This is a genomic window from Clostridioides sp. ES-S-0005-03, from assembly GCF_020658455.1.
In the GTDB taxonomy this organism is placed as follows: Bacteria; Bacillota; Clostridia; order Peptostreptococcales; family Peptostreptococcaceae; genus Clostridioides.
Map to the genome: position 1 here is coordinate 128,552 of NZ_JACVWI010000001.1, position 19,682 is coordinate 148,233.

The following is a 19,682-nucleotide window of genomic DNA, read 5'->3' on the forward strand; positions in this document are numbered from 1 at the left end:
TATATAATGAATACAAAGGCTGGAATATTAGGTGTGGGAAGTTATCTACCTGAGAAATCATATGATAATTTTCACTTCGAAAAAATAATGGATACATCAGATGAGTGGATAAGCACTAGAACTGGTATTAAGGAAAGAAGATTTGTAGAAGATAATGAAGCAACTTCTGACCTAGCATCTAAGGCTGCTTTAAAAGCTATAGAGTGTGCAAAGTTAAATGTAGAGGACATAGAGTTGATTATTTTGGCAACAATTACTCCTGATATGTCTTTGCCTTCAACTGCATGTATAGTACAAGAAGCAATAGGAGCAGTGAATGCTACTGCATTTGATATATCAGCAGCTTGTTCTGGATTTGTATATGGAGTAACTATTGCAAAGCAATTTGTGGAAACTGGTTGTTATAAAAATGTACTTGTAATAGGAGCAGAAACTTGCTCAAAGTTTCTAAACTACAATGATAGGTCAACAGCAGTATTATTTGGAGATGGTGCTGGAGCAGCTGTTATTGGACCTGTAAGTGAAGGCGGAATCCTATCTACACATATGGGTTCTGATGGTAGGGGAAAAGATTGTTTAAAGATACCTGCTGGAGGTTCAAGACTTAGAGCAAGTAAAGATACTGTAGAAGCTAATCTACATACAATAGAGATGGCAGGTAGCGATGTATTTAAGTTTGCAGTTAGAAAGATGGCAGAAACATCTTTAACAGCTCTTGAAAAAGCAAATTTAAATACAACTGATATAGACTATCTAATACCACATCAAGCTAATATAAGAATAATACAAGCTTCTTCTAAGAGATTAGGGCTTGATATGAATAAGGTTTATGTAAATATAAATAAGTATGGAAATATGTCTGCTGCATCTATACCTGTTGCGCTAGATGAAGCATATAAAGAAGGAAAAATCAAAAAAGGTGATAATGTAGTTTTAGTTGGCTTTGGTGGAGGTTTAACTTGGGGAGCTTCAGTTGTTAAGTGGACTTTATAGTACAAAACATCTAAAATTCTTTAATTAACAAAATTAGCTTTATCTAAAAATTAAAGTTAATTTACAATAAAAAGTTTACTTTTGATTTTAAGTGAAGGAGAATGATATGAATAAAATTTGCAAACTGTTAAATATAAAATACCCAGTTATCCAAGGGGGAATGGCATGGGTAGCTACTGCATCATTAGCAAGTGCTGTATCTAATGCAGGTGGACTTGGAATAATAGCAGCAGGAAATGCACCAAAAGAAGCTATAAAGGAAGAAATTGTTAAATGTAAAGAATTAACAGATAAACCTTTTGGTGTAAATGTAATGCTTATGTCACCATTTGTAGATGATATAATAGATTTAATTATAGAAGAGAAGGTTCAAGTTATTACTACTGGCGCTGGAAATCCTGCAAAGTATATGGACAGATTAAAAGAAGCTGGAACAAAAGTTATACCTGTAGTACCAACAATAGCTTTAGCGCAAAGAATGGAAAAGTTAGGAGCTACAGCAGTAATAGCTGAAGGGACAGAAGGTGGAGGACACATAGGAGAGCTTACTACTATGGTTTTAGTTCCACAAGTTGCTGATGCTGTTAATATACCTGTAATAGCAGCAGGAGGTATTGTAGATGGTAGAGGTATTGTTGCTTCATTTGCACTGGGTGCGAATGCAGTTCAAGTAGGAACTAGATTTATTTGTAGTGAAGAGTGTTCTGTACATTTAAACTACAAAGAATTAGTGTTAAAAGCAAAAGATAGAGATGCAATTGTTACAGGAAGAAGCACAGGTCATCCAGTAAGAACATTAAAAAATAAATTATCAAAAGAATTCTTAAAGATGGAACAAAATGGAGCTACTCCTGAAGAATTAGACCAAAAAGGTACAGGTGCTTTAAGATTTGCAACAGTAGATGGAGATATAGAAAAAGGTTCATTTATGGCAGGTCAAAGTGCTGCTATGGTAAAAAAAATAACACCTTGTAAAGAAATTATAGAAACTATGGTAAATCAAGCAAAAGAGATTATGCCAGGCATAGAACTGTAAATCAGGAGGAGCATGATGGGAAAAGTTGCACTAGTATTTCCTGGTCAAGGAGCCCAGTATGTAGGGATGGCTAAGGATTTATATGAAAATAACGAGGTTGCCAAAAATGTGATAGACGAGGCTTGTAGTGCCTTAAATATAGATTTAAAAAAGCTTATGTTTGAGGGTAGTGAAGAAGAACTTTCTAAAACTGAAAATACTCAACCAGCTATGGTTACACATAGTGTAGCTGTACTAAAAGCGATACAATCAAAAATAGATTTAAAATATGATGCATGTTTAGGTTTATCTTTAGGAGAATATAGTGCATTAGTTGCAGCAGATGCAATTGATTTTAAAGATGCTGTATGCCTAGTTAAAAAAAGAGGTAAATTTATGCAGGAAACAGTCCCAACAGGGGTTGGAGCTATGGCAGCGATTTTAGGTTTAGATAGAGAAATATTAGGAAGTGTTGTAAAAGACATACAAGGAGGGATTGTAGAAGTAGCAAATTACAATTCTCCTGGTCAGGTAGTTATATCTGGTGAAAATGAAAAGATAGAAGAAGCAATGGTAAAATGTAAAGAGGCAGGAGCAAAAAGAGCTGTTAAATTAAATGTAAGTGGGCCTTTCCACTCATCAATGTTAAGAGAAGCTGGAGTAAAACTAGCTAGTGAATTAGACAAAGTTAATATGACTAAGCCTAAAGTTGATGTAGTAGCAAATGTAAATGCAGATTACTATGAAAATGAAGGTAAAGACTTGCTTATAAAACAAGTAAGTTCTTCTGTACTTTGGGAAGATTCTATAGAAAGATTATTAAATGATGGGTATGATACTTTTATAGAAATGGGACCAGGAAAAACTTTAAAAGCATTTATTAAGAAGATAGCCTCTAATAAAAAAGCAAGTGTGAATATTTACAATATAGATGGTATAGATTCTTTAAATGAATTTGTACAAGATTATGGAAATGGAGAGATATAATGATAAATCTTACAGGACAAGTAGCAATTGTTACTGGTGGCTCTAGAGGTATAGGGAGAGAAATAGCAAAGAAACTAGCATCTCTTGGAGCTGATATAGTAATCAATTATACTTCTAAAGAGGATGAAGCCCTAAAAACTAAAAGTGAAATAGAAGGTATGGGTGTAAAATGTACTTCTATAAAATGTGATGTATCTAAATCTGATGAAGTAAATCAAATGATGGACTCTATTATAAAAGAGTTTGGAAAAATTGATATATTAGTTAATAATGCAGGTATAACTAAAGATGCATTACTTATGAGAATGAAAGAAGAAGATTTTGATAGAGTTATAGATATAAATTTAAAAGGTGTATTTAATTGTACAAAAGCAGTTATTAAACCTATGATGAAAAAGAAATATGGTAGAATAATAAATATGACTTCAGTAGTTGGAATCATGGGAAATGCAGGTCAAACTAATTACTGTGCATCAAAAGCTGGCGTGATTGGATTTACAAAATCTTCTGCAAGAGAATTAGCATCAAGAAATATAAATATAAATGCAGTGGCACCAGGATTTATAGAAACAGATATGACTAAAGTACTAAGTGATGAGGTAAAAGAATCAACACTATCAAATATACCAAAAAAATCTTATGGTAAACCAGAAGATGTAGCCAATGCTGTAGCATTTTTAGTTAGTGATATGTCAAGTTATATAACAGGACAAGTGTTAAATGTAGATGGTGGAATGGTAATGCAATAATAAAAAATAATACTTTAAAAAGTAGAGAAATCTATTTAAAATAAAAATTAAAATAAAAAATCTTAGGAGGAACACAATGTTTAATAAAGTTGTAGAAATAATAATAGAACAATTAGGAGTAGAAGATAAAGAAATAACTATGGAAACATCATTAATGAAAGATTTAGAAGCAGATTCATTAGATGCAGTAGAAATAATAATGGCACTTGAAGATGAATTTGGTATAGAAATACCAGATACAGAAGCAGAAAACTTCAAATCTATAGGGGACATAGTTAACTATATAGAAGCTAACAAATAGTCGAGCTTTAAAAAAGTGGAGGTATCAGATGAATAAAAGAGTAGTAATAACGGGACTTGGATGTGTTACACCATTGGGAACAGGAAAAGAAGAGTTCTGGAACAATATAAAATCTGGAGTATCTGGTATAGATAAAATAACTAATTTTGATGCTAGCACATATCAAACTCAAATAGCAGGAGAAGTTAAGAATTTTCATCCAGAGGAATATATAAGCAAAAAAGAATTAAAGAGATTAGATAAATTTGCTCAATTTGCAATAGTTTCTGCAAAATTAGCAGTTGAAGATGCAAATCTTGATTTAGATAAAGTTGATAGAGAACGTGTTGGAGTTATAATAGGCTCTGGTATAGGTGGGGTTGAAGCAATAGAAACTCAACATAAAATTCTTTTAGAAAAAGGAAACAAAAGAGTAAGTTCACTATTTGTACCTATGATGATAGGAAACATGGCAGCAGGTCAAGTTTCAATATTTTTAGGAGCAAAAGGACCTAATACTAATGTATGTACAGCTTGTGCATCAGGAACTCATTCAATAGGTGATGCCTTTAAGGTTATACAAAGAGGAGATGCAGATATTATGGTAGCAGGAGGCTCTGAAGCTGCTGTAACAGGACTTGCATTTGCTGGATTCTGTAATATGAAGGCTATGTCAACTAGAAATGATGACCCTAAAACTGCATCACGCCCATTTGACAAGGACAGAGATGGATTTGTAATGGGAGAAGGAGCAGGTATTGTTATATTAGAAGACTTAGAACATGCTTTAGCAAGGGGTGCAAAAATATATGCAGAAGTAGTAGGATATGGTTTAACTGCTGATGCATATCATATGACAACTCCAGCTGAAAATGGAGAAGGAGCAGCTAGGTCTATGAATATGGCTTTAAAAGATGGAAATGTTCCACTAGAAGAAGTAGATTATATAAATGCTCATGGAACTTCAACTTATTATAATGACCTATATGAAACTATGGCTATAAAAACTGTATTTGGAGAAAATGCATATAATTTATGTGTATCATCGACAAAATCTATGACTGGTCATTTATTAGGAGCATCAGGTGCAATAGAAGCAGTTGTTTGTGCAATGAGTATAGAAGATAATTTTGTACCTCCAACTATAAATATACAAGAAGTTGGCGAAGATTTAGATTTAGATTATGTTCCAAATAAAGGTAAAGAAAAAGATATTAGATATGCACTATCAAATTCTTTAGGTTTTGGTGGGCATAATGCTACAATTGTACTAAAAAAATATGTATAAATAAATGACAAATATTAAAAATAACATTAAAAAACAAGCACTTGTTTTTGACCTTATAAATTTATATTAACTAAATTAAAAGTCCCCTAAATTAGAATAAATGTCTAATTTAGGGGACTTTTTTATTAAATTTTAATTCTAGCACATGTTGTAAATCATTTTGATATATTGTATCATAAATTATTGAGAGGTTATATATATGCAATTTTTCATTCTACAATATACAGAAGGAGGGCTAAAATTTTGAATTTTAGACTACCAAAGAAAAGTTTACCCAAAAAGATAATTTTTATAGCTATAATACTTATTAGTATTATTTTGTTTATAGGGTATGATCAAAATGGACTTAAAGAAAGAGAAATTATAAATAAAGGAAAATATATATCTGAAAGTCTTGTGTCAGATAAGAAGTATGATGAAGCAAAAAAAATGGTCAAAACTTCTTTTGAATCTATCCCAGAAAAAAAATACAATAAAGTATATAATGAAGTTTGGGATATGTTAAAGACTATTTCATATGTCCCAGATGGAACGAAGATAATTATTGATTCGTTAGAAAAGATGAGAACATCAGATGTAAAATTATCTGATGAATGTAGATTTAGTATAGAGAAAAGACTAGCATCAGTGTACATAATGGATAATAATTATTCTAGCGCAGTAGATTTAACTGTAAAGTCTATAAAATTAGCTGAGAAATTAGGGGATAATTATGAAAAAGCAAGACTAGATGTTGATTTGGCGAGCATACTTTTAAAGGTAGGTGGATATGAAACAGGAGAAAAATTAATAAAGGATTCTTTTAAGATAGATGTTGATGAAGATGAAAAAAATGGAATGGTTAGATTATATGCTCTTATAAATTTAGCAGAAATATATGTAGAGTTGGGAGAATATGATAAAGCCATTGAAACATGTAGCAATGTAAAAGACTATAAAAAGTTTGTAAACATAGATGATTACAATGATTTTGAAATAATGGCTTCTATAATGCAGGCAAATGCACATGTAGGAAAAAATGAGATATCAAAGGCAATGACTCTTTTAGAAAGAGCTGATTATCTTATAAAATATGATAAATCAATTCATATATTAGATAAAGGTATGTATTACTATATGGCAATGGGAAATTTGGAATATAAAAGTAAAAACTATGATTCTGCAATAGATAACTATAAAAAAAGCCTAGAGATATCTACTAAAAGAAAGTTAACTCAAGAGAAAATAAAAACCTTAAATGAAATATTGAATATATATGAGAAACAAGGGAATGTAAACTCTGTAAATAAGTACCAGAAGATATTAATAAATGAATATAAAGAGAGCAAAAGTATAAGAGATTCGGAAATTAGTTTTTATATAATTGATAAGGTATCACGTGAAAGTGAGTTTTTTGAAAAAAGTAAAAAAGAAATTAAGTCTTATAAAATATTATTTAGTGTAATTTTAATTATTACATTAGGTTCTACTTTTTTATATAATAGATTGAAGTACTTTAAAGCACAAAATTTACATGATGGACTTACAAATGTTTATAATAGGAAAAGTTTTGATATTATGTATAATAAGTACAGAGAAAAAGATGATAACTTTGCACTTGTAATGATAGATATAGATAATTTTAAACTTATAAATGATAATTATGGACATAAATTTGGAGACGTTGTCATAAAGGGCATAGTAAATACTATTTGTGTTATGCTTGAGCAAGAAGATAAAGTATTTAGATATGGTGGAGAAGAGTTTTCTATATTGATAAGAGATAAATCTGGTGAAGAAGTGTTTGATATAATTGACAATATAAGAAATGCAATTGAAAATAAAAAATGGGGTGAAGATGTGACTGTGACTATAAGTGCAGGTATAGCCCATGTCTCTGATAGCAAAAACATATTAGAAGAAGCTGATAAAAATCTATATAAAGCAAAACAGCTTGGAAGAAATAAAGTAGTGTACAAATAATTGTATATTATATAGATATGAGGTATAAATATGAAGCAGTCAATAGCTATAGTAACAGATAAGATAACTAAACTATCATCTTTCTTGGAAGAAAATATACGATTAGTTTTAGAAAATTATCTTGATATAAATCATTATTATTTAGAAAATTTAAAAGATGATGATAAAATACAAGGTGATTTTGTTTTAGTAATGAATGATGACAGATTAAATAGCATGAGAAAGCATTTAGTACAAGATAGTAAAATTATAGTTGTGAGAAGAACTCTTAAAGAAAAAGAAATATATGGATTGTTTTCAATACCATATGGAACAGAAGTATTAGTTGTAAATGACACAAAAGAAACTACTTTAGAAACAATAAGTCTGTTTTATAAGATAGGAGTAAAAAATTTAAAGCTTACTCCATATATTGAAGGACAAACCTATGAAAATATAGATATAGCCATAACACCTGGAGTAACCCAAAAAGTACCAAATTATATAAATAAGGTAATTGATTTAGGAAATAGATACATTGATATATCTACTTTTATAGAGATAATAAATGGGCTTAAAATTGATGTGAAGGAAATAAGAAAAAATCTGATGGTATATTCTGAACGTCTAATAAGCTTAGATAATGGTGTCAAAGACAATTATAGACAATTATTTCTAAAAATAGAAGAACAAGATGTTATATTAAATTTGTCAAAGGATGGAATAATATTTACTTCAATAGATGGTGTTGTAAATACATTTAATAAAGAAGTATTAAAAATTTTAGGTATAGACAGAAATATACGAGGAAAAAACATAAAAGATATTATCTCTAAAGATTTGGATATTTTACTTGAAGATAAAGAAATTGCTGATGAAGTTGTATTTACAAATAAGAAATATATAAATGTAAATAAAAAAAATATATTTTCTATGGGTAATAAAGCTGGTATATACTACAATTTACAAGAAATAACCTATATAAAAAAATTAGAACAAAATCTTACCAATAAATTAAGAGAGCAAGGTCAAATAGCAAAGTACACATTCAAAGATATAAAAACTAAGAATAAGAGGATGACAAAGTGTATAGAGTTAGCTAAAAAAATATCTAAATCAGACCTTTCTGTTTTAATAATAGGAGAGAGTGGAACTGGTAAAGAATTATTATCCCAATCAATTCACAATAACTCTAATAGAAGTAATCAGCCTTTTATAGCAGTTAATTGCGCTGCAGTTCCAGATAGCTTATTAGAAAGTCAGTTATTTGGCTATGAAAAAGGCTCTTTTACAGGAGCATTAAGAGAAGGGAAAAAAGGTCTATTTGAACTTGCAAACAATGGAACTATATTTTTAGATGAGATTGGAGATATGCCTCCATTATTACAGACAAAATTACTTAGAGTACTTCAAGAAAAACAAGTTATGCCTATAGGCTCCCACAATGTTATAAATATAGATGTTAGAATTATAGCTGCGACAAATAAAAATTTACCTAAAATGATTAGAGAAGGTAAATTTAGAGAAGATTTGTATTATAGATTGAATGTACTACCAATAGACATACCATCATTGAGGGAGAGAAAAGAAGATATAATAACTCTCATGAATTTCTTTTTGGAAAAGGATATAAAAATTTCTCCTGAAGTTGAGGTTATTTTAGAAAAATACAATTGGCCAGGAAATATAAGAGAGTTGCAAAATGTTGCTTCTTATGTAAGTTTAATGTGTGAAAGTATGGTTTTTAAAGATGACCTTCCACCTTATATAAAGACAGAATATATTAGTAGCTTTGATGATGGGGTTAGTTATACCAAAAAAGAATTTGAGTATATACTTAGAATACTATATGAAAGAAAAGATTTAACTTCTGGAGTTGGAAGAGGTTTTATAATAGAAAAACTTACAGAGGAGGGTATTGAAATATCTGAAAGTAAAGTAAGAAAAGTATTGTCTTATTTGAGTGAGTGTGGATACATATCATCTAAATCTGGAAGATGTGGAAGTCAAATAACACAAGAAGGTATAAAGTTTTACAATAATATGAATTAGGCATATTAAAGTAAAAGATTCTAAATAGAAATATCTTAGAACTTGGAAAGATATATATAAAAGTTAAACCATCTTATGCTCAAATTAACATTTAATACTATATATTAAAAGCATATAAAAATAAATTAAATATAAATAGGTTTAGACAATAGGTTTAGATAGGTAATAGGTTATAAGTAAATAACCCATTACCTATTTTTATTTGCAAAAAAATTTGTATTTATATCTAAAAATAAAAAAATATTTGATGGAAGCATTGTGAATACTTGATAAATAATAAATAAACGTAAAGTATAAATTTTGGCATATATATTGCTAACTATATAGATAAGACAACAAAATAATTGGGAGGTTTAATTATGAAATACAAAACAACAGGGACTTGTGCTACAGAAATTGAATTTGAGGTAAAAGATGACAAAGTTACAAATGTAAATTTTGTTGGTGGATGTGATGGAAATTTAAAAGGATTAAAAGTATTGGTTGAAGGTATGAATATAGAAAATGTAATTCAAAAACTAAAAGGAATAGAGTGTAAAACAAAACCAACATCTTGTCCAGACCAACTTTCTCTGGCATTAGAGAATTATATAAATAAAAAATAAGTACATAAAACAATCAACTAGTTAGGAGTTTAATTATGAAACCAATAATAGGTATTTTAGGAAATCTGATAATAATGGAAAATGGAATGTTTCCTGGGCTTGAAAGATCCTATGTAAATAATGATTATATAAACGCAGTATTAAAGGGAGGAGGTAGCCCAGTTATTATTCCAGTAAATACAGATAGAGAAGTTATAAAGAGACAGATTGAGATGGTTGATGGAGTTTTAATATCTGGAGGATGGGATGTTAATCCTCAATTATATGGTGAAGAAACAAGAGAAGAAACAACGTTTATATATCCCGAAGTAGATGAATTTGATTTAATTGCTATAAGTATAGCTTTAGAACTTAAAAAGCCAATACTAGGTATATGCAGAGGGCTACAAATATTAAATGTAAGCCTAGGTGGAACTTTATATCAAGATAATAGTCTTGTTAAAGGAAGTTACATAAAACATACACAATCTTCTAAAAGACATGTAGCTACTCATAAGGTAGATGTTCAAGACGGGAGTATTTTAGAAGGTATTTTAGGAAAACAATTACTTACAAATAGTTATCATCATCAAAGTATTAAACAACTTGGTGAAGGATTAAAAGCCATAGCATACTCAAAAGATGGTATAATAGAAGCTATTGAAAAAGAGGATGAAAATTTTGTAGTAGGAATACAGTGGCATCCAGAAATGATGGTAGATTATTGTAATAAAATGGAAAAGTTATTTAAATATTTCGTAAATATTTGTTCAACTTTATAATATACCTTGGGGGGATTAAACATGAACGAAAAAAATAAAATGGGATTAATAAGTATTATACTTTTAGGTATTAATGCGGTTGTAGGAGCAGGAGTTTTCCTATTACCAGGAAACGCAATGAAGGCATTTGGTGTTGCGAGTATATTTGTATATATGTTTGATATGCTATTAGTTTTATCTATGGCGTTTTGTTTTGCTGAAGTGGCAGGTAAATTTAATAAAAATGGTGCTGCATATGTGTACACCAAAGAAGCATTTGGAGATTTTTTTGGATTTGAAGTAGGTCTTATGAAATGGGTAATAGGATGTATTTCTTGGGGAGCGTTAATAGTAGGTTTTCCTACATCTTTATCAGCAGTATGGGCTCCTGCAGGTGACCCACATATACAAAAAATTATAATAGTAGCTATGATAGTTGGACTTACAATTATAAATTTATTAGGAGTATCTTTATCAAAAATTGTACAAAATGTTATAACAGTAGGTAAGCTAATTCCATTAGTATTATTTATAGTAATAGGTGTATTTTTTATAAAAGGAGCTAATTTTACTAATTCAACAATGGTACCACCAGGAGCAGGAGTTACAGAATTTGGAGCAGCAGCACTTTTAATGTTTTATTCATTTACAGGGTTTGAATCTATAGCAGTAGCAGCAGAAGATATGGAGAATCCTCAAAAAAATATACCTATAGCAATTATAAGTGTAATAGTAATTGCATCAATAATATATATATTAAATCAAGTTGTGTGTGTTGGTATTTTAGGAGATAAATTATCCAGTACAGCTACTCCTGTTGCAGATGCGGCGAGAATATGTTTTGGAAATATGGGTGCAGGATTAGTTACTTTTGGGACATTAGTTTCTGTTGGTGGAATTTGTATGTGTGGTGCTTTTGTAAATCCAAGAAGCTGCGTAGCTTTAGCTGATGACAAAATGTTACCAAGAATGTTTGCAAGAAAAGATAAAAATGGTACACCATATGTAGCGATAATAGCAACTATGATAATTACTATACCAATAGCTTTGTCTGGAAGTTTTGCTGAATTAGCAGCAATAAGTGCAGTTGCTAGATTTATACAATATATACCTACTTCTCTATCAGTGTTAGTATTTAGAAAGAAAAGACCAGAATTAGTAGGGACTTTTAGAACTCCATTTGGAGCAGTAATTCCTTTAATTGCAGTGTGTGTTGGTACATGGTTATTATTCCAGGCGTCTATGCACCAATTAGTTATGGGATTAGGAGCATTAGCAGTTGGAGTACCACTATACTTTATAATGAAGTCTTATAACAGAAAAGTTTATGGAGAAGATTTAAAGAAAGTTGTTTAAATTATATTGTAAATACTATTTAACTAGCAGAGGAATATTATCAAAAAATTGAATATAAATAAATATATATAAGGTTATATTAAAATATTATTAAATTTTTATTTTAGTATAACCTTATATTGTTATTAATACATGAAAAATATTGTAATACATGTAAAATAATAGTATTATGTTTATTAGATAAAAAACTTGTTAGGAGGTAAATTTATGTCAGAAATAACTTTAAAGAATGGTATAGAAGTATCTATTAGAGAAGGCGTAAAAGAAGATGCCCAAGCTATTATAGATTTTTATAATGAAGTAGGTGGGGAAACTCATTTTCTTTCATTTGGGAAAGATGAATATAAAATATCTTTAGAAGACCAAGAAAATTCTATAGAGTCAGCAAAAGCATCTGATAACTCAATAAAATTAATTGCATTTATAGATAGAGAGATAGCTGGTATTGCTACAATTGATTCCAATCAAAAAGCAAAAGGAAAGCATGTTGGAGTTTTAGGAATTGTTGTTAAAGAAAAATACTGGGGAGCTGGATTAGGTAAAAGACTTATGTTAGACCTTATAGAATGGTGTAAATCAAATGGAATAACTAAGAAAATAACTCTTGTTACTAATGAAGAAAATCATAATGCTATAGAATTATACAAAAGAGTCGGATTTGAAGTAGAAAGTATATTAAAGAAAGAATGTTATTACAATGGTGTTTATACTGATTTGATAGGGATGTCACTTTTATTAGGAATATAATTAGTGTACATTTTATCTCGAAAAAATCATATTAAGTATGGTATAATTAAAAAAAGAATATACCTTAATATAATTTTGGAGGACGAATTATGAAAAATCTGTGTAAAATATCAGATGAATATTTAAATAGTAAACTTAAATATTTAAAGTTATTATCAAAACAATATCCAAGCATATCGAAAGCAAGTACAGAAATAATAAATTTAGAGGCTATATTAAATCTTCCAAAGGGAACTGAACATTTTATAACAGATGTACATGGCGAATATGAGCCATTTGTACATGTTTTAAAAAATGGTTCTGGTGTAATAAAGAGAAAAATAGAAGAATTATTTTCAAATACAATAAGAGATAGTGAAAAAAAGATGCTAGCAACTCTTGTATACTATCCTGAACAAAAACTAGACTTAATAATTAAACAAGAGGAAAATATAGATGATTTTTATAGAATAAATATCTATAGGCTTATAGAACTTTGTAAGTATGCTTCCAGCAAATACACTAGGTCAAAAGTTAGAAAACTTTTACCAGAAAATTTTAAATACATAATAGAAGAACTTTTACATGAGCATATTAAAAGTGAACATAAAGAAGAATACTATAAAAGTATAGTTGAGACAATAGTTGATATAGGTATAGCTAAAGAGTTTATAATTGCAATTTCCACGGTTATACAAAAGTTAGTTGTTGACAGACTACATGTAATAGGTGATATTTATGATAGAGGTCCAAGACCAGATATAATTGTAGATAAGCTTATTGAACATCATTGTGTAGATATTCAATGGGGAAATCATGACATACTATGGATGGGTGCAGCATCAGGTGAAAAAACTTGTATAGCAAATGCACTTAGAATTTCGGCTAGATATGCAAACCTAGATATCGTAGAAGATATATATGGGATAAATCTATTACCTTTAGCTACTTTTGCAATAGAAATGTATAAAGATGACCCATGTAAAGAATTTATTCCTAAGATTAATGACCAAAGTGTGACAACAACAGAAAAGTCTTTGATGGCAAAAATGCACAAGGCAATAAGTATAATTCAATTTAAACTTGAAGGTGAAGTGATAAAGAGAAGACCTGAGTTTGAAATGGAGCATAGGCTTTTGCTTAACATGATAAATTATGAAGAAGGAACAATTACTTTAAAAGGAAAAACATATAAACTAAAAGATACTTATTTGCCTACAATAGACAAAAAAGACCCATATAAATTGAGTATTGAAGAAAAAAATGTTATTGAAAAATTAGTGTCTTCATTTAGAGGTAGCGAAAAATTACAAAAGCATGTTTCATTTTTATTTTCTAAAGGAAGTATATATTTAAAGGCAAACTCAAATTTATTAATTCATGGATGTGTCCCATTGAATGAAGATGGAAGCTTTATGTCTATGAATATAATGGGAAAAGAGTATAAAGGTAAAATCCTTATGGATAAGATGGAATCTCTAGCAAGAGAAGGTTTTTTCTTTAAAGATAAAGCAGAAGAAAAATTATATGGTATGGATATTATGTGGTATTTGTGGACTGGAAAATGTTCATCATTATTTGGAAAAGACGATATGACTACATTTGAAAGATATTTTATAGCAGAAAAAGAGACTCATAAAGAAAATAAGAATCCATATTTTAAGCTTAGAGAAAGTGACGTTGCTTGTGAAAGAATATTTGAAGAATTTGATTTAGAACTTGATGAATCGCATATAATAAATGGGCATGTTCCTGTAGAAAGTAAAAATGGAGAGAGTCCAATAAAAGCTAATGGAAAAATTCTTGTTATAGATGGTGGTTTTTCTAGAGCCTATCAAAAAACTACTGGTATAGCTGGATACACTTTGATATATAATTCTAGAACTTTACAACTAGTATCACATGAACCATTTAATTCTGCTGAAGAGGCTATTGCAAATGAAAGCGATATCTTATCGACAACTGTTGTAGTAGAGCATAAGGCAAAGAGAAAAATGGTGAGAGATACTGATGAGGGTGTAAAAATACAAGAAGAAATAGAAGACTTAAAATTGCTTTTAATGGCCTATAAAAAAGGGCTAATAAAAGAAATGTAGATAATAAAAAACTAAGATAACTCTATACTTGAGAGTGGTCTTAGTTTTTATTTTTATAATAATTTACTTATTAAGTGAATCCTAAACAATAGGGTTCATTTTTTTATAGATAAATATTATTAAAAAAATTATATAGGTTTTGGTAATATTCCTTGTCCTTTATAAATAGAATTATATAAACAAAGGAGGAGGACAAGAAATGAATAAACTTTCAGATGAAATAATAAACTCTCTTTCTACAAACATAAGAGAGAAGGTAGAAAAAATCTCAGACAATAATCTAAACATAGAAGAAATTAGATTACGTTCACAAAAACCATTGATACTAAATGCAAACTCTAAAGATTATTTTTATAATCAAAAAACTATGGAACTTGATTTAAATCAGCACAATTCATATATAGTGACAAGGGAAGATATAGAGCAAACTTTTCAAATAATATGTAAATACTCAATACATTCATTTATGGATGATATAAAAAAAGGGTTTATAACTTTGAGAGGAGGCCATAGAGTAGGGTTAGTTGGAAAAGTAATAGTAGAAGATGGACAAGTCAAAAATATAAAACACATATCATCTTTAAATATAAGAGTATCAAGAGAAGTCATAGGATGTTCAAATAAGATTTTAAGTCATATCATAAAAGGTAAAAATCAAATTAATAATACTTTGATAATATCGCCACCTCAATGTGGAAAGACAACTTTAATTAGAGATATAGTAAGAAATTTAAGTAATGGTAATGAAGAATATGGATTTAAAGGATTGAAGGTAGCACTAGTAGATGAACGTAATGAGATAGCAGGAGCTTACTTAGGTGCTCCACAGATGGATGTTGGAATAAGGACTGATATAATAGAAACTTGCCCAAAAGATTTGGGTATTACAATGCTTTTAAGGTCAATGTCGCCAAATGTTATTGTGACAGATGAAATTGGAAGTGAGAAAGAAATAAAGGCATTATATACAGCATTAAATGGAGGTATTGGATTAATAACTACTGTACATGGAGATTCAATGGAAGATATACAAAATAGAAAAGAGTTAAACAGACTCTTAGACAAAGAATTGTTTAAAAAAGTTATAATTCTTTCTGCTAAGAAAGGTGCAGGGACAATTGAAAAAATTTATGATTTAGAAGAAAAGAGATGGTACTTTGCAAATTAAGATAATTATTATAGCACTCTTAATAGGAAGTAGTTATTTGATAGGTGAACATATATACAAAACCTATACACGAAGACACAAACAACTAAATGATTTAATAAGAGTTTTAGAAATATTAAGGATGGATTTATCTTTTGGGCTTTATACATTAGAAGAAATTTTTAGAAGGATAGGATGCAATAAAGACTTTTGTTTTTGGAGTTTTTTCTATCAAATTTCAGAAGAACTTCACAATGAACAAAGCAAAACTTTAGAAAAAATAATATCAGAGAATACTGAAATTTTAGTTAAAGAAACTTATCTTGGAAGTAAAGAAATTGAGGAATTAAAAAATCTAATTCTTACATTGGGAAAAAGTGATGTAGAGTCCCAACAAAGAATGATAGATTTATCTATAGAAAATCTGAAAAAACAAACCTATGAAACAAAAGAAGACATAAGTAAAAAAGGGTTGCTATATAAAAAATTAGTAACCTTTATAGGCATAGGTATATGTATTATATTGATTTAATATGGGGAGGTTTATTATGGAGATATCATTGATATTAAAGGTTGCAGGTGTAGGTATTCTAATATCAGTATTAAATATGATATTGGAAAAAACAGACAGAAAAGATTGGGCAGGGCTTACTACTTTGGCAGGTGTAATAATCGTGTTGGGGATGGTAATAACAGAAATAAGTGATTTATTCAATACTGTAAGAACAATGTTTCAACTTTACTAAAGAGGAGGGCGTAATTTGGAAATAATGCAATTAATAGGAATTGCAATCATTTCAACTACACTCTGTTTAGTAATAAAAAAAGATAGACCAGAAATAGCAAATTTCATAGCAATAATAACTGGAGTAACAATATTATTATCAGTTATGTTTAAGCTAAATTTTATAATAGATAGTATACAAGATTTAGCTAATAAAGCTAATATTCCAACTATGTATATATCTTTAATAATAAAATTAATAGGAATAGCATATTTAATGGAATTTGCAATACAACTTTGTAAAGATTGTGGGGAAGGAAACATTGCTTCAAAACTAGAGTTTGGAGGAAAAATAATAGTTATGTCAATGTCTTTCCCTATACTTTTATCCATTGTAGAAATGGTGGTGAATATAATTCCATAGTTATTTATATTAAGGTAGATAGCTATAGATATATTAGTTGTTATTTAAAGGATATTTTGTTGTATTGAGGTTTATAGAGTGAAGAGAGGCATGGTTGCTTATGAAAAAAAGATTTTTACCAATGATTATGGGATTTGTATTGACTTTCTTTTTTGTAAATATCTTTGCCATTATAATATTTGCTAATGAGGTTCCAAGTAGCGAAGATAAAGAATATGGTGAAGCTAAGAGTAGCATAGATAAATATATTGATGGTCAGTTAGACAAGTTAGATATAAATGAAATTCAAGATTATATAAATAAAGAAATAGTTATTAATGATGTTAATTTAAAATCGTTTGTAAAAGACCTAATTAGTGGAGAAAAAAATATTTTAGATTTATTTAATAAAGATGGACTTAAGATATTGATGTTTGATGAGTTTAAAGCAAGTTTAAAGGTAGTAGCAGTAATTTTAGTATTAGCTTTATTGTCATCTATTTTAAAAAGTTTAGAGAATTCTTTTTCATCAGGTGCAGTTAGTCAAATAGCAACGTATATAATATTTATTACAATGGTATCGCTCACTTTAATTGGATTTAAAGATGTACTACAAATTTGTTATGATGCAATAGACCATACTGTAGGTCTTATGCAAGTTATAATGCCAATACTAATAACATTTTTACTTTTAATTGGATTTCCAATAACATCTACTACTTTGAATCCTATTTTTATAGGAGGAGTGACATTTATAAATGTATTTTTCAAGAAATTTTTATTTGTATCAGTAACTGTTGCATTTGGAATTCTAATAATAAACAATTTATCAAAAAACATAAGGCTAAAAAGATTTTTTTCTTTTGTCAAACAAATAAATTATGTTTCTATTGGGGCTATGTTTACTGTATATTTAGGACTTGTATCTATACAAGGCTTATATGTAACTAGTTTTGATAAATTCAGTGTAAAAACTGCGAAGTTTGCTATAGGTAACTTTATACCAGTTGTTGGTGGATTTGTATCAGATTCTGTGGATATTTTACTATCTTCATCTCAACTTATAAAAAATATATTTGGTGGAATAGGGCTTATCTTACTCATTGGGATTTGTTTGCTTCCAGTGATAAAAATTTTATCCGTCATAGTGGTATATAAATTGGCAGCAATAATTGTAGAGCCTGTTGGAGAAGATGGAATATCAAATTTTTTAAATGAAGTTGCAAATCTAATGATAATAATGTTAGCATCAGTAATTGCTATAACAATAATGTTCTTTGTGACTGTAGCTATTTTGACCTCGATAAGTGTTGTAAGTCAAGGATAATGTATAGATTAATAAAGAGTAATTACTTTTAATCTAAATATTTTAGAGAGGAGGATGCTATGTTAGAGGGCATAAAGGCATGGATAGTTAGTATTTTAATAGGAGCATTTATAGTAAATATAGTTGATATGATTTTACCTAGTTCCAAGATAAAGCCGTATGTGAACTTGGTGTTAAATTTTATATTCGTATTTATTGTAATAACTCCAGTGGTAGGATTTTTTTCAAAAGACATGAGCTTAGAAGATAGAATTTTAAAATCTATGGGAAATTACAATAAGGAATATGTAGATAGTACAAATGCTTTAGCAGAAGAGACTGGAAATACTAGCTTATCTAAGGGCTATGAAGATGGTTTGAAAGAAGTGCTTAAGCTAAAGCTTGATGAATATGGTTATGATTTAGAAGATATAGAGCTTAATGGTGCAAATATAAATAATATAAAAATAAAAGAAAAAAATAATATGTCAAAGAGCAATAGTGATGAAGAAAATGAAAATAATAGTACTAAAGGAGATGAAGATAGCATAAACTCTAATGACAAAGAAAATTCTAAACAAGTTTTTAAAAAAGGTACAGAGTATGGACTGAATCTAAATGAAGACAAACTAAAAAATGACCTAATAAAAGTGCTTGATGTTTCTATAGAAACTATACAAATTGATAAATAGGAGTTGGAAGAATGTTTAAAAACTTAAACGACAAAGATAAGAGAAAGGTATATTCACTAATAACTATAGCTGGAATATGTGTGGTATCATTAGTACTATTATCTTGTTTTCCAAGTAGCAAAACTGATGAAAAAGTTGGAAAAACAGATGCTGACAAAAAGACTGAAAAACAAGTTGCTAAGGAACATGAAAAAGACGATTTAGAATCAAAATTAACAACAATACTATCTAAAATTGATGGAGCAGGAGATGTTGATGTAATGATTACATTTGAATCAAGTGAAGAAATACAACCTGCTTTTAACTCAAACCAAACAACAGAAACAACAGAGGAGAAAGATGCACAAGGTGGAGAAAGAACAGTTACAACTTCAAGTGAAAATAAAACAATGATAACTTCAAATTCAAGTGACCCTGTAGTTATAAAAACTACAGAGCCAAAGATAAAAGGAGTGATAGTAGTAGCAAGTGGAGCTAGTAATCCAAATGTCAAAGAAACACTTTATAGTGCAGTTCAAACATCATTACAAGTAGCAGGTCATCAAGTAGAAATATATTCTAAATAAATACATATAACCGGGG

General features: G+C 29.1%; 20 protein-coding genes. All 20 read left to right on the plus strand.

Going from position 1 to position 19,682, the window contains the following annotated elements; all coding sequences use genetic code 11:
- Positions 1–6: 6 nt before the first annotated feature.
- The 20 genes from IC218_RS00600 (at position 7) to IC218_RS00695 (ending at position 19,666) form a co-directional block, all read left to right on the plus strand.
- Positions 7–993, plus strand: a complete 987-nt coding sequence (locus IC218_RS00600; protein ID WP_227434102.1) for a beta-ketoacyl-ACP synthase III — start codon at positions 7–9, stop codon at positions 991–993.
- Between the two features lie 106 nt (positions 994–1,099).
- A complete protein-coding gene (gene fabK / locus IC218_RS00605) occupies positions 1,100–2,029 on the plus strand; it encodes an enoyl-[acyl-carrier-protein] reductase FabK (protein ID WP_227434103.1) in 930 nt (309 codons plus the stop codon).
- A gap of 15 nt (positions 2,030–2,044) precedes the next feature.
- Entirely contained in the window at positions 2,045–2,995 is a 951-nt protein-coding gene (gene fabD / locus IC218_RS00610; protein ID WP_227482195.1) for an ACP S-malonyltransferase, read from the plus strand.
- The gene (fabG, locus tag IC218_RS00615; protein WP_227434105.1) at positions 2,995–3,744 is read left to right on the plus strand and encodes a 3-oxoacyl-[acyl-carrier-protein] reductase; all 750 of its coding nucleotides are present in this window, start codon (positions 2,995–2,997) and stop codon (positions 3,742–3,744) included. Before fabD ends, fabG begins: the two co-directional genes overlap by 1 nt.
- 76 nt (positions 3,745–3,820) lie before the next feature.
- Positions 3,821–4,045: an acyl carrier protein gene (gene acpP, locus IC218_RS00620; RefSeq protein WP_227434106.1), complete on the plus strand. Its 225-nt coding sequence runs from the start codon at positions 3,821–3,823 to the stop codon at positions 4,043–4,045.
- 28 nt (positions 4,046–4,073) lie between these two features.
- A complete protein-coding gene (gene fabF / locus IC218_RS00625) occupies positions 4,074–5,312 on the plus strand; it encodes a beta-ketoacyl-ACP synthase II (protein ID WP_227434107.1) in 1,239 nt (412 codons plus the stop codon).
- Between the two features lie 243 nt (positions 5,313–5,555).
- Complete coding sequence (locus IC218_RS00630) at positions 5,556–7,274, plus strand: tetratricopeptide repeat-containing diguanylate cyclase (protein ID WP_227823628.1); 1,719 nt, start codon at positions 5,556–5,558, stop codon at positions 7,272–7,274.
- A gap of 30 nt (positions 7,275–7,304) precedes the next feature.
- Positions 7,305–9,305, plus strand: coding sequence for a sigma 54-interacting transcriptional regulator (locus IC218_RS00635; protein WP_227434109.1), 2,001 nt, complete (start codon positions 7,305–7,307; stop codon positions 9,303–9,305).
- Positions 9,306–9,664: 359 nt separating this feature from the next.
- Positions 9,665–9,910 carry a TIGR03905 family TSCPD domain-containing protein gene (locus IC218_RS00640; protein WP_227434110.1) on the plus strand — a complete coding sequence of 82 codons (246 nt, stop codon included), beginning with the start codon at positions 9,665–9,667 and terminating at the stop codon, positions 9,908–9,910.
- Between the two features lie 35 nt (positions 9,911–9,945).
- Complete coding sequence (locus IC218_RS00645) at positions 9,946–10,671, plus strand: gamma-glutamyl-gamma-aminobutyrate hydrolase family protein (RefSeq protein WP_227434111.1); 726 nt, start codon at positions 9,946–9,948, stop codon at positions 10,669–10,671.
- Between the two features lie 21 nt (positions 10,672–10,692).
- Positions 10,693–12,006, plus strand: a complete 1,314-nt coding sequence (locus IC218_RS00650; RefSeq protein WP_227434112.1) for an APC family permease — start codon at positions 10,693–10,695, stop codon at positions 12,004–12,006.
- Positions 12,007–12,213: 207 nt separating this feature from the next.
- Entirely contained in the window at positions 12,214–12,753 is a 540-nt protein-coding gene (locus IC218_RS00655; RefSeq protein ID WP_227434113.1) for a GNAT family N-acetyltransferase, read from the plus strand.
- 89 nt (positions 12,754–12,842) lie between these two features.
- Positions 12,843–14,828 carry a fructose-1,6-bisphosphatase gene (locus IC218_RS00660; RefSeq protein WP_227482198.1) on the plus strand — a complete coding sequence of 662 codons (1,986 nt, stop codon included), beginning with the start codon at positions 12,843–12,845 and terminating at the stop codon, positions 14,826–14,828.
- A gap of 199 nt (positions 14,829–15,027) precedes the next feature.
- Positions 15,028–15,996: a stage III sporulation protein AA gene (gene spoIIIAA / locus IC218_RS00665; protein ID WP_227823629.1), complete on the plus strand. Its 969-nt coding sequence runs from the start codon at positions 15,028–15,030 to the stop codon at positions 15,994–15,996.
- Complete coding sequence (locus IC218_RS00670) at positions 15,986–16,507, plus strand: stage III sporulation protein AB (protein ID WP_227823630.1); 522 nt, start codon at positions 15,986–15,988, stop codon at positions 16,505–16,507. The genes spoIIIAA and IC218_RS00670 overlap by 11 nt, the downstream gene beginning before the upstream one ends.
- 16 nt (positions 16,508–16,523) lie before the next feature.
- Positions 16,524–16,721 carry a stage III sporulation protein AC gene (gene spoIIIAC, locus IC218_RS00675; RefSeq protein ID WP_009888937.1) on the plus strand — a complete coding sequence of 66 codons (198 nt, stop codon included), beginning with the start codon at positions 16,524–16,526 and terminating at the stop codon, positions 16,719–16,721.
- A 24-nt stretch (positions 16,722–16,745) separates the two neighbouring features.
- Positions 16,746–17,123 carry a stage III sporulation protein AD gene (spoIIIAD, locus tag IC218_RS00680; protein WP_227434329.1) on the plus strand — a complete coding sequence of 126 codons (378 nt, stop codon included), beginning with the start codon at positions 16,746–16,748 and terminating at the stop codon, positions 17,121–17,123.
- A 100-nt stretch (positions 17,124–17,223) separates the two neighbouring features.
- Positions 17,224–18,429: a stage III sporulation protein AE gene (spoIIIAE, locus tag IC218_RS00685; RefSeq protein WP_227434117.1), complete on the plus strand. Its 1,206-nt coding sequence runs from the start codon at positions 17,224–17,226 to the stop codon at positions 18,427–18,429.
- A gap of 59 nt (positions 18,430–18,488) precedes the next feature.
- Positions 18,489–19,100 (plus strand): stage III sporulation protein AF, encoded by a 612-nt coding sequence (locus IC218_RS00690; protein WP_227434118.1) that lies wholly within the window; start codon positions 18,489–18,491, stop codon positions 19,098–19,100.
- A gap of 11 nt (positions 19,101–19,111) precedes the next feature.
- Positions 19,112–19,666 (plus strand): stage III sporulation protein AG, encoded by a 555-nt coding sequence (locus tag IC218_RS00695; protein ID WP_227434119.1) that lies wholly within the window; start codon positions 19,112–19,114, stop codon positions 19,664–19,666.
- The last annotated feature ends 16 nt before the right edge of the window (positions 19,667–19,682 follow it).

Bases quoted from the DNA above. Each gene is read 5' to 3' on its own strand.
- IC218_RS00600 (WP_227434102.1), top strand. From the start codon at position 7: ATGAATACAAAGGCTGGAATATTAGGTGTGGGAAGTTATCTACCTGAG.
- fabK (WP_227434103.1), top strand. From the start codon at position 1,100: ATGAATAAAATTTGCAAACTGTTAAATATAAAATACCCAGTTATCCAA.
- fabD (WP_227482195.1), top strand. From the start codon at position 2,045: ATGGGAAAAGTTGCACTAGTATTTCCTGGTCAAGGAGCCCAGTATGTA.
- fabG (WP_227434105.1), top strand. From the start codon at position 2,995: ATGATAAATCTTACAGGACAAGTAGCAATTGTTACTGGTGGCTCTAGA.
- acpP (WP_227434106.1), top strand. From the start codon at position 3,821: ATGTTTAATAAAGTTGTAGAAATAATAATAGAACAATTAGGAGTAGAA.
- fabF (WP_227434107.1), top strand. From the start codon at position 4,074: ATGAATAAAAGAGTAGTAATAACGGGACTTGGATGTGTTACACCATTG.
- IC218_RS00635 (WP_227434109.1), top strand. From the start codon at position 7,305: ATGAAGCAGTCAATAGCTATAGTAACAGATAAGATAACTAAACTATCA.
- IC218_RS00640 (WP_227434110.1), top strand. From the start codon at position 9,665: ATGAAATACAAAACAACAGGGACTTGTGCTACAGAAATTGAATTTGAG.
- IC218_RS00645 (WP_227434111.1), top strand. From the start codon at position 9,946: ATGAAACCAATAATAGGTATTTTAGGAAATCTGATAATAATGGAAAAT.
- IC218_RS00650 (WP_227434112.1), top strand. From the start codon at position 10,693: ATGAACGAAAAAAATAAAATGGGATTAATAAGTATTATACTTTTAGGT.
- IC218_RS00655 (WP_227434113.1), top strand. From the start codon at position 12,214: ATGTCAGAAATAACTTTAAAGAATGGTATAGAAGTATCTATTAGAGAA.
- IC218_RS00660 (WP_227482198.1), top strand. From the start codon at position 12,843: ATGAAAAATCTGTGTAAAATATCAGATGAATATTTAAATAGTAAACTT.
- spoIIIAA (WP_227823629.1), top strand. From the start codon at position 15,028: ATGAATAAACTTTCAGATGAAATAATAAACTCTCTTTCTACAAACATA.
- spoIIIAC (WP_009888937.1), top strand. From the start codon at position 16,524: ATGGAGATATCATTGATATTAAAGGTTGCAGGTGTAGGTATTCTAATA.
- spoIIIAD (WP_227434329.1), top strand. From the start codon at position 16,746: ATGCAATTAATAGGAATTGCAATCATTTCAACTACACTCTGTTTAGTA.
- spoIIIAE (WP_227434117.1), top strand. From the start codon at position 17,224: ATGAAAAAAAGATTTTTACCAATGATTATGGGATTTGTATTGACTTTC.
- IC218_RS00690 (WP_227434118.1), top strand. From the start codon at position 18,489: ATGTTAGAGGGCATAAAGGCATGGATAGTTAGTATTTTAATAGGAGCA.
- IC218_RS00695 (WP_227434119.1), top strand. From the start codon at position 19,112: ATGTTTAAAAACTTAAACGACAAAGATAAGAGAAAGGTATATTCACTA.